This window comes from Bacillus pretiosus (assembly GCF_051294775.1).
GTDB classification, from domain to species: Bacteria; Bacillota; Bacilli; order Bacillales; family Bacillaceae_G; genus Bacillus_A; species Bacillus_A wiedmannii.
Window position 1 is genome coordinate 693,777 of the sequence record NZ_JBPPHF010000002.1, and the last position, 15,233, is coordinate 709,009.

Genomic DNA, 15,233 nt, shown 5'->3' on the forward strand with positions numbered 1-15,233 from the left:
GGGGAAATTCCATGTCAACTGTACAAGTACCGAAATTAAATACGAAAGATTTTTTAACATTAGAAGAACTGACACAAGAAGAAATCATTTCTTTAATTGAGTTCGCTATATATTTAAAAAAGAATAAGCAAGAGCCTTTATTACAAGGAAAAATATTAGGGCTTATCTTTGATAAACATTCGACTCGTACTCGCGTATCTTTTGAAGCGGGAATGGTACAGCTCGGAGGACATGGCATGTTTTTAAGTGGGAAAGAGATGCAAATTGGAAGAGGGGAGAGCGTTTCAGATACTGCGAAAGTATTATCTCATTATATTGACGGGATTATGATACGTACATTCTCACATGCCGATGTAGAAGAGCTTGCAAAAGAATCGAGCATACCTGTTATTAATGGATTAACGGACGATCACCACCCTTGTCAAGCGTTGGCAGATTTAATGACGATTTATGAAGAAGTAAAGACATTTAAAGGAATTAAATTAGCTTATGTAGGTGATGGGAATAACGTATGTCATTCATTGTTGTTAGCGAGTGCGAAAGTTGGAATGAATATGACTGTTGCGACGCCTGTAGGATATGAACCGAATGAGGAAATTGTAAAAAAAGCGTTAATGATTGCTGAAGAAACAGGGGCTGTAATTGAAATTTTGCATAATCCTGAATTAGCGGTGAGTGAAGCAAATTTCATTTATACTGACGTTTGGATGAGCATGGGGCAAGAAGGAGAAGAAGAGAAATATACTTTATTTCAACCTTACCAAATCAATAAAGAACTTGTTATGCATGCGAAGCAAACATATCGTTTCTTACACTGTTTACCTGCCCATCGTGAAGAAGAAGTAACAGGAGAAATTATAGATGGACCACAGTCTATCGTCTTTGAGCAAGCTGGTAATCGATTGCACGCGCAAAAAGCATTATTAGTAAGTTTATTTAAAAATGTAGAAGAACTTTCCTAAATGATGTGCATCTCCAGTTGTTAGACATGAATAACAATTGGAGGTGTATTTTTTTATGGTTAAATTCTTACTAGAAGAAAAGTAAATGTAATAAAAACATATTCCCTTCAGTATACACTGAATGTACTTAATTATATGGATAGACGAGGGATATCCATTAGAGAAATAGCTACTTAATTTTTTGTCTAACCTTTTGGCCTTGTTCACCAGGAAGGCTCTTTCCTTTACTTCACATACACATAGGCTTCATTTGTTGTTAAGCAGGTTTTATGTTATATAAAGACTTTTGGTTAGCCTGAAGTTTCCGTATTTACATTTTTTTCTTTTTATCTCATAATTTTAATTGGGAGAGGGAGGAAAAAAATGGTTCAAATTAAAGTAACACCTGAAATGCTAGAAGAAGTTGCTAATCGTGCAAGTAATACTCGAATCGCATTAGAATCTATACATAATAAATTATGTAATGAAATAGATCAATTGTGTTTTCAGTGGATTGGTGCCTCCAATCAACAGTTCATTCAAATGTTCAATGATGCGCGACCAAAAGCTTTTACATCTATTCATTCACTTGTAAAAGTAGAAGAAGATTTGAAACGAATTGCTGAGAAATTCCGCAATACAGATAATCAAGATGTTACAATGGAAAAAGGTGCAATGTGTGGACCACTATCATCAGAAAAAGAGGGTTTTGATGGTAAAAAACTAGCTAGGGATATAGCGGGTGAAATAAGTGGTGAGTATGATATTCGTCGTGCTTGGGATGGGATTGATCCATCTACTGGCGAAAAACTTTCGGGGTGGGAACGTGCTGGGGCAGGTGTCATGGCTGTAGCCGGCCTTACACCCTTTGGAAAGATAGCTAAAGTAGGAAAAGGAGTTAAAATGACTGCTAAGGCTACTGAGGCTGTGAATAAAGCTAAAAAAGTACCTGTGGAGAAAGTCAATGGAGTTAATGGTGCGGATAAAGCTCTATTGACTAATGAAGGAAAAGTTGGAACCTATAAACAACTTGTGAAACAAGGAACTGCTTTTGATAATATTACTCCACATCATATGCCTTCTGCACAGAAAATGAAACAAGCTGGTATAAAAAGGAATGATGGTGTGAGTATGAATATGGAACAACCTCATCCTGGAACTGGTGGGAGACATCGTGAAACATATACATATGGTCTATCAGGAGAAAAATCGCAGGCGTATTTAAACCTTAGCTTTCGTGAGGCCTTATCTCATGATATCTTGGATGCTCGAAAAATTTATATAAAAGATGGTTTATATACTGTTGAGATAAGAGAAGGTTTAAGAGAAGTTATTAAAAGAAACAAAGAGCTGTATCCGCATTTATTTGATAAATAAAACATGGAAAGGATGATTACCTTTGGATATTAAGAGTCATTTAAAAAGACTATATGATAATCGTTTATTAGAAAATGAAAATGAGATACGAGATTTTAATGAGTCATTAATGGAAGTAATAGAGTACAATGACGTCTCTGTTATTACAGATTTATGTTTAGTTCTGGATGATGAGACTGAGCAATTTGAGGTTATGTTTGGTTTGATTCATGGAATAGAGAGCTTATATAAAAATAACATAGAAGAAGGACTTGTATGTATTGTTAAAGCTTTTCCAAAGATGATTAACTCAGCTAAAGAATGGGTAGAAATTTTACATTATAGAATTCTTAATCACCCTCAAGTAAGATTAGCATATGGAAAAGTACTTTCGGGATTTGATCCATCAATTACGATTAGTATTAAAGAATTATTGATTGATATAAAAAATGAAGACCCTGATATGTTTAGTGAATCTGTTAATGAGGTAATTAAGAGCATCTAACCATCTAATGTTTAAAGTTGAAACGATATATAAGCACATAAGGCAAGCTAACAGAAAAGAATTTATTATTGGAGTGGAAAGAAAAAGAATAAGAAAAAGAATAAGAAAAAGAATAAGAATAAGCTATTAAAAAGTACATACTCCATGATGGTTGTACCATCATGGAGTACTGTGTGCAATGATAGAATAGAAAAACGAAGTACGAGCTTAGGCGAGATGACATTTTACTGGATGATGAATATAAACACATGGAATGGACATAAAACTAATGAACTCGTACAAACTCGTAAGTTTTAACGTAGTAGTTGTCACAACATATAAAGGCTGTCAAACTGTTACTACAAAACTTAGAAATCTATGCTACTTAAAAACAGATGAACTTAAAGCACTGGGTTGTCGATTAAAGGCAACAAGTGCTTTTTTGTTTTAGCGTAGAAATAAGTTGGTACACGTATAATTGTATAAGTGTATGAAGTCTTAAATTTTATAGACTGTAATTTATCGCAATGTTCAAGATGGCGATAGTAAAGAGCTAATTTTAGTTAATACTGATGGTACACTTTCCTTAAATAGTAAATGGAGGGGAAATCATAACTTAAAGGTATCTACTAGAAAAGAGCACTCTACATATTTTAAAAATAAACGATCAGACTCATATATATTGTGGGATTTGAAGTAACATAAGTATTTAGATAAATTAATTAAAGAAAATGGGAAGAGATAATTTAATGAAAGTAGGTGCGTTTATGGGAGAAACAGGAAATCTGATGAGTAGTAAATGGTTTGGAGAAAAAACGACGTTAGCTCAATCGGAAATTAAAGAAGAAATTTTAAAATCTGTAACAGAAAAGGAAGTTTTATTTAACTTAATAGAATTATTTAAAACGGGGGATTTTACTCAAAAACCACTATTCGTTCAATTAATGAATCAGACTAAAGATGAGACGATTCTAAATTTATGTATTAGAGTGTTTTTCTCTGTCGCAACACATGAAGACTTAAGGGATTCAAATAATCTTCGTTTTCTTAGTGAGGCAACTGAAGAAACAGTAGAGACTTTTGCATCAGCAGCCACAACCTCACTTTCTTTTGAGGTAATTCCATATTTATTGGCTTTACTGGAAGAGTGGGAGGAAGTTAGTGATACAGCTACTATAATAAGAGACTCTATTGATTCTTTTATTAATTTTGAAGAGCAAATTGGTGAAGATGCAACTATTAATGAAATTGGAAGTTTTTATTTTATATATTGTCAGGAAAAGGATACAGATAGATATTATTTTCAACAAAATTTAGCTTTTCCAGGAGACTTAGCTAAAAAAATGATTCAGCGGGTTATGATTGCTGCAAATAATAAAGAACCATTAAAAATGGAATTAATACCATCTTTATTATCAATTTGGACTGGTGAAAGAGTGCCTGCGGATTACACCACTATTATTAGTGCAAGCAATTATAAAGATTTTATTGTTTATATAAATGGAATTTCAAGTGAAAACTGGGAAAAGGGACAAAAGTATTTTTACGGATATAAGCTTTGACTATAATATATGAACTTAAAGCACTTAATTGCCGACAAAAGGCAACAAGTGCTTTTTTCGTCTTGAGATAGAAATAAGATCTACTAAAGAAGAAGTTAATATTTTGTTAGGGTGAGATTATCACTATTAAAAAATAAGAGCTAGCATGTAGCCGGCGATGGTATAAAAACAATTCCTAAGAACGAAATTAATATAAATGATTCGGATGAATATAATGCTATTACGATGAATAAAACATCTATAAAAGACAATAAAGACATGTATAAACTACTTATTAAAAAGGGTTCAAACTATAATTAGAAAGATCAATTTGGAAAATCATGTGTGGATTATGCTAAAGAGTACTCTTGGAGAAATGATTTATTAACTATTATTGAGGAGTGTTAATATGAAAGTAAATAATTCTGATTATGGGGGCTTTATTGTTTCTAAAAATGTTGTAGCTGGAAAATCAATACGTTATACATTTAGAGAAAAATCAGAAATCCCTCAATTAAATGGGTGGACTATTTATTCTTCGGAAGATGATGATGAATATGTAAATGATTCTATTAATTTTCAAGTATTAGGAGCAAACTCTATATTAGAAATAGCTCCAGTTATGTTAGAAATTTTTGATGCTCCTTATGGTATAGATTTATGTTGGTTGTATGAAGAAGATATTCATGTAGGATTTTATGATTTAATAAGTGAAAATGAGAAAGATATTGATCAAATATTAAAAAGAAATTGATTTTATTTTTTTAGGTGAGAGGGGCAATTCCGAAAGGGATATGCTCTTTTTGTTTTATCTAGATGTGTAGAAGACATATAGGGTGTTTTATGAAGGTTTATGTTTGAGAACAGGGAATGAAAATCGGAAATGTATACACCGAAAATTGTTGCGGATCGTTTAGGGGTGACTCTTGATTTGCTTAAGGTATAATCAAACGGGCGAAGTCGGGAAGGGGGCGGAGATACTAGAAGGAAAATATAGGAGCCATAAGTATGAATGAGAGGGTGATAGTATAAATGGATATTGATAAAGCTGATTATAGGACTATTATAAAGTTCGGGAATCTTGAATTATTTTTAGAGAAGCTAAAAATTGAGGGAAACTGTATTGAAGAGATTGTAAATTCAAGCGATAAAAATGGTATTAGTTTACTTGAAAAATCATTAATTAGTAGAAAGTTTGATATAGCAAACTTTCTATTGGACAATGGTGCAAAGGTTAATATAATTTCTAATGATGAATGTAATGAATTGCACTATTTAGCAGCAAATGTTAATTGTCCAGGTGCGGTTGAAGTAGCTTGTAGGCTGGTTGATATGGGGGTAGATTTGAATTTGAAAGATAAAAAATTTGGTAATTCTGCAATATGGTCTTTATGTCAAGAAGTATTAAAAAAAAGAACAAAGGAAGGAAATGATTTAATTGTAAAATGTTTAGGAAAACGACCGAATATTAATGATGAAAATAAATCTGGATATTCATTAAGGTATTTAATTGAAGAATGTGGAACAGATGATATGAAAAAAGTTCTGGAGGTGATTATTTGAAAAAGAGTAGTGGATTGGGTGGTAGCGTTGTATCTAAGAATATTTTACAAAATAAAGGGAATGTGAAATGGTGTATTAAAGAACAACCAGTTAATGCTATTGATAATGGATGGAGGTTTTTGTCAGAAATAGATACAGATGAATATCTTGCTGATGCATCAAATATGTCAATTTGTGATTGGGGAACTATTATTGAAATAGAACCAGCGGTAATGAATATTTTTAATATGCCAATTGGAACAGATATTACTCTACTAAATGAAAATAATAAAAAGTATTTTGTTTATACTGATTCGGGAGAAAAAGTAGATTTTTAAGAAGATATATTAGTGATTAGTACAGGTATATATCTACTAGCATAAAACTTTATGCATATCAGTATATATTTCAAAAAGATTAAAGGAATAGATAATCTATACTATGGAATTGGGTAAAATACTATTGAAACCTTGATTGGCTATATGCCTTTCAAGGTTTTTTAGTAATCTAAAAAGTTTTACATAAAAACTTATGATGGTAAATTGATATTCAAATATAGCGACAATACTTACAGAACAATAGTTATCTGTTAAATGAAACCACAATTCATAAGTATTGATTTCTTTTTCTGGATCTGTAAAACAAATATTATATCTCTCCTTGAATCAAGGCAAATAGCTATCTTATTATTAGGCGATAAGACACTAAATAAAATAGGTCATGTCGCAAGAGAAGCAAGGTATCAAGTGGATTAAGTACAATCGCTAATGGATTAAAACTAGCAAAAGAAATGGCTAAAATAAAAAATAGTACAATATTTCCAGGAAGTTGGAGTGATACAAAGATTTTAGGTAGTATAACTGATATAGGAAATTCTTCCACGTCAAGTATTAGAGGAAGAGATGGAGCAACTTTTCATAGGAAAAGTATTGATGACGCAGAAATTGATGTAATAAAAATAGGTGACAATGTGGTTAGTGGATAGCCAACAGGCCAAATTAATGCACCATTACTAGGTGGATTTATCAAATAGAGGAGGAACATAAATGTATGAAAAAGTAGATGCAGTATTATCTGAAAATAGCTCAGATAACTATTTCTATGATGATGAATTTATGTATGTACAAAAATTGATAAGTGAATTTAATGAAAATGATTGGGATAAATTGCTTCAAAATTTAAAGGAAAGAGATGATAAATATAAAATTAGATTAGTATATTGTATAGATGAAGATACTGGGATGAATGGATTCAATTTATTACTAGATTTACTCAATGCGAATGATGAATTAGCTGAATATATAATGGACTCTTTTCGTTCTTTTAACAATGAAGAATATAAAAAAATAATCGCTTCCAACAAGAAAATTATGGCTAAAGCGGAGAGTCTAATGAAAAAATCGAGTCTGCCAGTTAAGAGAATTTTAGAAGCATTTTTACAACAAAATACACAGTCTTAGTATTTACATCTTTAGAAACAGCATTGTTTAAACTAAATAAAAACGAACTCTAGTATTCGAGTGGCGTCAAATAATAGAGGATTGACTAGTAAGAATCACCTGCCACCATTAGTCGGTGGTTGGTAGAGTGTGGCCAAAATGCTAAACTTATCAAGTAAGAGAGGAGAACTAATTAAATGATTAAGCCTTTATATGCAGAAAATATTATAGTGGGTGTAAAATATGAAAATAAGTTCAATTGGTATATAACTGAACCGGATTTATGGTATTTAGATTATAATCAAGCTGGGTACGCTCCTAGTGAATATCCAGAAGAAAGAAAAGGCATTCGTATTTTAAATGAGACTACAATAGCTAATTTTTTAGAAAGAATAGAAAAATATGAAAGATTTACAGAAGATAGTAGGTTAGAATTCTTAAGGGAACTAAGAACTAATAGAGAAGAAGCCTATTATGATTATAATCCATGTTTCTTGATAGATTTTGATCGTTTAATTTTTTATTCTAATTATCCGGAATCTATATCTTTTGAAGAATATATTCCGAATAACTGGGAAGGTTATTTACAGCGATTTGATGAACAAGTACTCTATGAGTATAGATACTGGGAAGATAAGAATAAAAGCTATTTAGTTAGAGAGGGTTAAGTTATACAAGAAAATAAATTAACTATGATAGAAGAAACATTTAAAAATGAAGAAACTGGTGAAATAACACCAGGAATCACTATAATCCTTGATGGAAATGTAAGGAGAGTATTGGAGATAATTATAGAAAAACAAGGTTATTCGGATTATCCAGAAGCTCTAAAAGAAGTTGTTTTTGAAGGGATTCATCATTTCGTGAAAAGAAATAACTAATAAATTGACATATATTCTTAAGATAAAGGGCAATTCTGAAAGGGATATGCTCTTTTTGTTTTATTTAAATGTGTAAAGGACATATAGGGTGTTTTATGAAGATTTATGTTTGAGAACAGAGTGAAATGATTTGATGAAATGTAAATTTACTAAGTGTGAGTACATTGAATATTTTTGAAATAATTTTTAAAAATAAAAAATCGCGTAAGAAAAACGAAGGGAACTGACCTGATGATATGGGACAAACATTAGGAGAATAAATAAGAAAAAAGTCGCCAAACTGAAATACCCCTCCAATTGTTAGACACGAATAACAATTGGAGGGGTGCTTTTTTATATTGAAATGTCGTATGTATATTTGGTTAATCATCTCTATATCATTTATAATAAAAGGAGTAAACTACATTTATTTTTCATATCATGTAAGGACATACTAGATAGAAAAAATATAGTTAAAGAGATGATGAATTTGAAAACAACTAAGAAAACATATTCGTTTTTTCAGCGGATGTGGAGAATATTAAAGTTTCAATATTATAAGTTACTTCGATCGCCAGAAGGAGCAAAGAAAGTATCATTAGGCTTTGCGATAGGTTTTGGTTTAGAGATGCTGGTCCTATATACGGCATCGCTCGTATATGTAATATTTTATCCGATCGTTCGATTGGCAAAGGGATCTTTTCCTGCGGCGGTTATTGGCAATATTATTGGGAAAATATCATTTTTACCAGTATTTTTATTTCCATTTGCATATGCGTTAGGAAAAATGATTTATCCATTTCATGTGAAAAAGATACATCATGAACCATTTACGATCTCTGACTTGTTTTCAAGCCATATTTTCACAATGTTAAAGAGCTTGTTACAGAGTGAAGTGTATGTATTAATTGGTATGACGATAATAGGAGTTGTGTTTGGGGTGATTTCATATTTTGTTGTGCATTATTTATATGAAAAGAACCGTAAGCTACGGTTGAAGAACAGAAAGAAACGAGTGAGAGAACCACTCGTGCAAATATAAAGAGTGTCACATTCATTTTCTCCTTGGAATATGTTTAAGAAAAAGGAGGAGAGAATGAATGTATTATTATTACGTACCGCAAGTATATCCATATGTAAATTATTATCCGGTAAATGATATGAGGCAGCAATTTGGAGTGTATCAGCAGCAGCAATTACCACAAATACCACAACAACAGCCTACGCAAGAACAAAAACCATATTTAACGACATGGCCATATTCAAATGTATACTATGGTAATTATTACGAATCATAAAGCTGCTTCTATGTAGAAGCAGCTTTATGCGTTTGTTTTCAAAATTAAATTTTGAATGGTTTGAAGAGAGTGAATGAGCTTTTCGCGCTCTTCCTCAGATAATGTTTGGAAATTTTCTTTTAATTTGTCTAAAATGAATTGTTGATACTGATTTACTAACAATTTCCCTTCAGCTGTTAGGGAAATTAAAATGACCCGTCGATCTTTTTCGCTATAATGACGCTCTATTAGTTCTTCTTGAATCAGTTTGTTTAATAGAGGTGTCATGTTAGGCCGTGAAATCGCTAGCCGCTTGCCGATTTCGGAAACTGCTAATGTACCATTTTCATGCAGAAGTAGCAATACTTGTGTATGTGATGGCGGCATATGTCTTTGAGAAGAAAATTCTCCAGGAAGCATAAATTTGCGATAAAAAAGAGGCACTAGCGAAAGAAGATGATCAACAATACGTTCCCACTCGCGTGATTCCATATAAAGGCCCCCTTCCACTATCATTGTAACAAAAAAGACATGTTATAAAAATAGAATTGTTTCATGGAAATTTTAATATTTGTAGGCCAACACTTTTTTTGTAAATGAATCGGCAATAATCGCGTAGCCATTATCATTTGGATGCACTTGGTCAAAGAGTAAATCTTTTTTATCATTTGATATTAATTTACGAATTGGTAAAACGATAGATGGTTGATTTGCTTTTGAAATGGAATAAACGGATTCATTCCATCCATCTAAAAACATATCTGCATAACTGGCGATGGAGTCATCGAGTTGTAACGGATTATAGAGTTCTGAGAGAATGAGTAAAGCGTTCGGATTTTGATCTCGAACTGTCTTTACAATATTTTTTATATCCGCTTCAAAATGAGCTTTTTCTTTATTTAACATTTTAATACCATCTATAACACCGACATCACGATTTAAACGGAATAAATTATTTCCTCCAATATTAATTGTAATGATATTTGCTGCTCTAATTTTTTGCTTTACATCTTCTGATTGCACTTTTTTAGCGAGACGATCTGTTGTAAGACCGTTTATCCCAAGGTTTTCTACTGTAATTGGCTTATGAATTTGTGCTTCTATTTGTCTAGAAGCTAATTCAGCAAATCCCCCTTGTGTCGATCCATATCCTTTGGCGAGTGAATCACCTAGTACGAGATGATAAAAGGAATCGTTTGTTTGCTTATCAATCCAACTTGGAGTAGATGTTTTTTCTGTGTTTTCTTCGGGTTCATTTTGTTTTGTCTCATCGTTCTTTTCAAAATAAGAATAAGAAATGATTAGAAGGAGGAGACAAACAATTGTTAAGATGACTTTTTTCATATATTCATCCTCCTTGTAATTGGTAATTGTATCATATTCAGCAGTATTAACAATGTAAGGGCATATTATATGTTTATGAAAAGTTTACAACAACTTTACAGAAAATTTGTAGAAGTATGTCAAAAAATATTGACGATATGAAAGTACATTATATATGATAATGTCAGATAAGGTGAAATTTTAATGAGTAGGGCTTTATTTCCCACTAATGAAAGTTTCACTAATCAGGCGTTTAAGGGGACTACTCATTAGCGCAGGATGAAATGAAAATCTTGTCTCTAATAGAAGAAAAAAGGTATGTGGTTAGAGGCAAATAGAAGTTTATTTCATTATTTTTGGTAATTGTATAAGGGGGATTTTTTGTGAAAAAGTCAAAAAAAATGCTAGCTGGAGCAACTCTTGCTATAGGTGTAATAGCGCCGCAAGTATTGCCAGCAACAGCTCATGCGGATGAGAACAACGGGGAGAGTACGGTTAACTTACGAATTCTAGAAACATCAGATATTCACGTTAACTTAATGAATTACGATTATTATCAAACGAAAACAGATAATAAAGTAGGTCTCGTGCAAACGGCAACACTTGTTAATAAAGCACGTGAAGAAGCGAAGAACTCTGTCCTATTTGATGATGGGGATGCATTGCAAGGGACACCACTTGGAGATTATGTAGCGAATAAAATAAATGATCCGAAGAAGCCTGTGGATCCTAGTTATACACATCCATTATATCGTTTAATGAATTTAATGAAGTATGACGTCATCTCTCTTGGGAATCATGAATTTAACTACGGTTTAGACTATTTAAACAAAGTAATTAGTAAAACAGAGTTCCCGGTTATTAACTCCAACGTCTATAAAGATGATAAAGATACTAATGAAGAGAACGACCAAAATTACTTTAAACCATATCATGTTTTTGAAAAAGAAGTAGAAGATGAATCAGGACAAAAACAAAAAGTGAAAATTGGCGTAATGGGATTTGTTCCACCTCAAGTTATGAACTGGGATAAAGCAAATTTAGAAGGAAAAGTGAAAGCGAAAGATATAGTTGAAACAGCGAAGAAAATGGTGCCAAAAATGAAAGCAGAAGGTGCAGATGTTATCGTTGCACTAGCGCATTCGGGCGTTGATAAGAGTGGATACAACGTTGGCATGGAAAACGCTTCGTATTATTTAACAGAAGTTCCTGGTGTAGATGCAGTATTAATGGGACATTCACATACTGAAGTGAAGGATTTATTTAATGGTGTTCCAGTTGTAATGCCTGGTGTCTTTGGAAGTAACTTAGGTATTATTGATATGCAATTGAAAAAGGTAAACGGAAAATGGGAAATACAAAAAGAGCAATCGAAGCCGCAACTTCGTCCGATTGCTGATAGTAAAGGGAACCCATTAGTGCAATCTGATCAAGAATTAGTTAATGAAATTAAAGATGATCATCAAGCGACAATTGATTATGTGAATACAGCTGTAGGAAAAACGACAGCGCCAATTAATAGTTATTTCTCATTAGTACAAGATGATCCTTCTGTACAACTTGTGACAAATGCACAAAAATGGTATGTAGAAAAGTTATTTGCTGAAAATGGACAGTATAGCAAATATAAAGGAATTCCAGTTTTATCTGCAGGCGCACCATTTAAAGCAGGTGGCCGAAACGGTGCTACATATTATACGGATATTCCAGCTGGAACGTTAGCGATTAAAAACGTTGCAGATTTATACGTATATCCAAATACGTTATATGCTGTAAAAGTAAATGGGGCACAAGTGAAAGAATGGCTTGAAATGTCTGCAGGTCAGTTTAACCAAATTGATCCAAAGAAAACAGAAGAACAGCCGTTAGTAAATATAAGCTATCCTACATATAACTTCGATATTTTAGATGGCTTAAAATACGAAATTGATGTAACACAACCAACGAAATACGATAAAGATGGAAAAGTTGTAAATGCAAATACGAATCGTATTATAAATATGACATATGAAGGTAAGCCAGTAGCTGACAATCAAGAGTTCATCGTCGCTACAAATAACTATCGCGGAAGTAGCCAAACGTTCCCAGGTGTAAGTAAAGGCGAAGTTGTATACCAATCACAAGATGAAACACGTCAAATCATTGTGAAGTATATGCAAGAAACACCAGTTATTAATCCAGCAGCAGATAAAAATTGGACGTTTAAACCGATTGTTGCAGATAAATTACATACAACATTCGATTCTTCACCAAATGCACAAAAGTATATAAAGAAAGATGGGAAAATATCATATGTTGGACCATCTGAAAATGAATTTGCTAAATATGCAATTGATATAACGAAGAAGAACGATGATGATAAGGAAACTGGTGGAGAGAATCCAACGACACCGCCAACAGGTGAAGGGAATAATGGAGGAAATCCAACGACACCACCAACAGGTGAAGGGAATAATGGAGGAAATCCAACGACACCACCAACAGGTGAAGGAAATAATGGAGGAAATCCAACGACACCACCAACAGATGAAGGTAGTAATGGAGAAAATCCAACGACACCACCAACAAATGAAGCAAATAATGCAGGATCTGGACAAACTACAACGGATAATCAAAACTCAAAAGAAACAACAACTGTAAGTGAAAATAAAGAAGACCGTGATTTACCGAAAACAGGTACAAGTGTTGCTTCTACAATTGGAGCAGGCTTGGCGTTTGTTGGAGCGGGATTACTTCTGTTATTTAGAAGAAAGAAGGCAAATAGATAGTGGAGAAATATAAAAAGGATTACCGATTCAGGTAATCCTTTTTAGTATATTATGAAATTGTTACTGCTTTTTCTTTCTTCCATGAAAGACCAAATCCAGTGAAACCAACAATAATTGTTAAGACTGGGCAAGCTAAACAGAAAATTGCGAATGGAAGGTAATCGAATGTCGGAACGCCAAGGACGTTTGACAAGAATACACCACTTACTCCCCATGGTACGAGCGGGTTAATAACTGTACCTGCATCTTCTAATACACGTGATAAATTACGACGTTCTAAACCGACTTCATCGTATTTATTAGCAAATGCTTGTCCTGTTAAAACGATGGATAAGTACTGCTCACCAAGTAAGAAGTTTACACCAATTGCAGTTGAAGCAGTAGAAATAATTAAACGTGTGCTATTTTTTACGAAGCTAGAGATGATATTCATGAGCTGCGTAATAATACCCATTCCTTGTAATAATCCTCCCATACAAAGAGCCAGGAAAATAAGTGCAATCGACATCATCATACTTTGTAGACCACCGCGAGATAGTAAGCTATCAATGCCTTTAATACCAGTTTTAGAAACGTATCCGTCTTGCATAATTTTCATTAAATCAGCTAAAGAAGTGCTAGGTTTAAAAATAAAGAGAATAATAATTCCTACCACAATTCCTGCAAGTAATGTTGGAACTGCTGGAACTTTTTTAAATGCGAATAGGAACAGTAATAAAATTGGAATTAGTGTAACGATAGAAATCGTCGTATTTTTCTCTAAAGTGCTAATAAAGTTTGTGAAGTCAACGTCTCCGCTAGTACCGCCTCCTAAAATGAAAAATGCGATAAAAGCAATAATGAAAGCTGGAACTGTTGTCCAAAGCATGTTACGAATATGCTCAAATAAATCTACACCCGTTACAGCAGGAGCTAAGTTTGTTGTATCAGATAAAGGAGACATTTTATCTCCAAAGAATGCACCAGAAATAATTGCACCAGCGATTAGAGCTGGATCGTATCCGAGAGCACTACCCATACCCATAAAGGCAAGTCCTACAGTTGCGGCAGTTGTAAAGGCACTACCGATACTTGTTCCAACAATTGCACAAACAACAAAAACAGTTGGAACGAAAATCTTTGGAGATACAAGCTGGAAGCCGTATACCATTAAAGTTGGAATTGTTCCAGCAGCGATCCAAACACTAATTAATACGCCTACAAGCAAGAAAATAAAAATAGATGGAATACCAGCTGAAATACTACTGATCATCCCTTTTTCCATAGTAGACCAAGAGATTTTTTTCATAAATCCAAATGCTAATAAAAGAACGATACCAAATAAAATTGGGATGTGTGGTGAAACTTCTAATTGAATAACACTAAAGCCAATACAGAAAAAGATAAATAATGTTAAAAGAACAGATTCAATTTTTGAAACCATTGTTTTCCCCTCCTAAGTAATTTAAAATAGCTCTTTTTTATATAAAATTCGCCAATATTGTGTATTTCCTTCTAAAATTTAGAATTTTGTGACAAATTATCGGTAATTGTTGGTCCTTCAATATGATACGGAAATGATTGGATAAAAAAACGTCCCTGCATATAATTATGCAGGGACGAAGATATCGCGGTACCACCCTAGCTTGTGAAATGAATGTATCACAAAATAAAGGGTCGTATGATATGCGCTAATAAAATAAAAACGCCCCTGCAATATATG

Annotated in this window: 17 protein-coding genes and 1 other annotated feature (1 of these 18 only partly in view); of the genes, 14 read left to right on the forward strand and 3 right to left on the reverse strand. The window is 33.0% G+C overall.

Annotated elements, in window-relative coordinates; translation table 11 throughout:
* Positions 1-11: 11 nt before the first annotated feature.
* The 13 genes from argF to ACSG5Z_RS11945 all read left to right on the forward strand — a co-directional run bounded on the left by argF (position 12) and on the right by ACSG5Z_RS11945 (position 9,461).
* Positions 12-962, forward strand: coding sequence for an ornithine carbamoyltransferase (gene argF / locus ACSG5Z_RS11885; protein WP_088064371.1), 951 nt, complete (start codon positions 12-14; stop codon positions 960-962).
* 363 nt (positions 963-1,325) lie between these two features.
* The gene (locus tag ACSG5Z_RS11890; RefSeq protein ID WP_227557437.1) at positions 1,326-2,318 is read left to right on the forward strand and encodes a WXG100 family type VII secretion target; all 993 of its coding nucleotides are present in this window, start codon (positions 1,326-1,328) and stop codon (positions 2,316-2,318) included.
* Between the two features lie 22 nt (positions 2,319-2,340).
* The gene (locus tag ACSG5Z_RS11895) at positions 2,341-2,802 is read left to right on the forward strand and encodes an Imm30 family immunity protein (RefSeq protein WP_002190613.1); all 462 of its coding nucleotides are present in this window, start codon (positions 2,341-2,343) and stop codon (positions 2,800-2,802) included.
* Between the two features lie 728 nt (positions 2,803-3,530).
* Entirely contained in the window at positions 3,531-4,343 is an 813-nt protein-coding gene (gene imm47, locus ACSG5Z_RS11900; RefSeq protein WP_002190610.1) for an Imm47 family immunity protein, read from the forward strand.
* A gap of 388 nt (positions 4,344-4,731) precedes the next feature.
* The gene (locus tag ACSG5Z_RS11905; RefSeq protein ID WP_002190609.1) at positions 4,732-5,076 is read left to right on the forward strand and encodes a DUF2185 domain-containing protein; all 345 of its coding nucleotides are present in this window, start codon (positions 4,732-4,734) and stop codon (positions 5,074-5,076) included.
* 278 nt (positions 5,077-5,354) lie between these two features.
* The gene (locus ACSG5Z_RS11910) at positions 5,355-5,885 is read left to right on the forward strand and encodes an ankyrin repeat domain-containing protein (RefSeq protein ID WP_435711481.1); all 531 of its coding nucleotides are present in this window, start codon (positions 5,355-5,357) and stop codon (positions 5,883-5,885) included.
* Positions 5,882-6,202, forward strand: a complete 321-nt coding sequence (locus tag ACSG5Z_RS11915) for an immunity protein Imm33 domain-containing protein (RefSeq protein ID WP_000749723.1) — start codon at positions 5,882-5,884, stop codon at positions 6,200-6,202. Before ACSG5Z_RS11910 ends, ACSG5Z_RS11915 begins: the two co-directional genes overlap by 4 nt.
* A gap of 452 nt (positions 6,203-6,654) precedes the next feature.
* Entirely contained in the window at positions 6,655-6,849 is a 195-nt protein-coding gene (locus ACSG5Z_RS11920) for an EndoU domain-containing protein (RefSeq protein ID WP_078175439.1), read from the forward strand.
* A gap of 61 nt (positions 6,850-6,910) precedes the next feature.
* Entirely contained in the window at positions 6,911-7,324 is a 414-nt protein-coding gene (locus ACSG5Z_RS11925) for a hypothetical protein (protein WP_002190606.1), read from the forward strand.
* Positions 7,325-7,500: 176 nt separating this feature from the next.
* A complete protein-coding gene (locus ACSG5Z_RS11930) occupies positions 7,501-7,971 on the forward strand; it encodes a hypothetical protein (protein ID WP_435711482.1) in 471 nt (156 codons plus the stop codon).
* A gap of 3 nt (positions 7,972-7,974) precedes the next feature.
* On the forward strand, positions 7,975-8,184 hold the full coding sequence (locus ACSG5Z_RS11935) for a hypothetical protein (protein ID WP_033728149.1): 210 nt from the start codon (positions 7,975-7,977) through the stop codon (positions 8,182-8,184).
* Positions 8,185-8,644: 460 nt separating this feature from the next.
* Entirely contained in the window at positions 8,645-9,205 is a 561-nt protein-coding gene (locus ACSG5Z_RS11940) for a DUF2062 domain-containing protein (RefSeq protein ID WP_073516940.1), read from the forward strand.
* Positions 9,206-9,263: 58 nt separating this feature from the next.
* Entirely contained in the window at positions 9,264-9,461 is a 198-nt protein-coding gene (locus tag ACSG5Z_RS11945) for a hypothetical protein (protein WP_060488332.1), read from the forward strand.
* A 24-nt stretch (positions 9,462-9,485) separates the two neighbouring features.
* Here the strand turns inward: ACSG5Z_RS11945 and ACSG5Z_RS11950 are convergent, their stop codons facing one another.
* A complete protein-coding gene (locus ACSG5Z_RS11950; RefSeq protein ID WP_000445817.1) occupies positions 9,486-9,932 on the reverse strand; it encodes a MarR family winged helix-turn-helix transcriptional regulator in 447 nt (148 codons plus the stop codon).
* A gap of 72 nt (positions 9,933-10,004) precedes the next feature.
* Positions 10,005-10,784, reverse strand: a complete 780-nt coding sequence (locus ACSG5Z_RS11955; protein WP_087985149.1) for a GDSL-type esterase/lipase family protein — start codon at positions 10,782-10,784, stop codon at positions 10,005-10,007.
* A gap of 362 nt (positions 10,785-11,146) precedes the next feature.
* Between ACSG5Z_RS11955 and cpdB the strand changes: the two genes are divergently transcribed.
* On the forward strand, positions 11,147-13,531 hold the full coding sequence (gene cpdB, locus ACSG5Z_RS11960; protein WP_435711483.1) for a bifunctional 2',3'-cyclic-nucleotide 2'-phosphodiesterase/3'-nucleotidase: 2,385 nt from the start codon (positions 11,147-11,149) through the stop codon (positions 13,529-13,531).
* A 49-nt stretch (positions 13,532-13,580) separates the two neighbouring features.
* On the opposite strand, the gene nhaC is transcribed toward cpdB, so the two are convergent.
* Positions 13,581-14,954, reverse strand: a complete 1,374-nt coding sequence (gene nhaC / locus ACSG5Z_RS11965; protein ID WP_435711484.1) for a Na+/H+ antiporter NhaC — start codon at positions 14,952-14,954, stop codon at positions 13,581-13,583.
* Between the two features lie 277 nt (positions 14,955-15,231).
* Positions 15,232-15,233, reverse strand: a binding site (T-box leader); it runs 219 nt beyond the window's last position.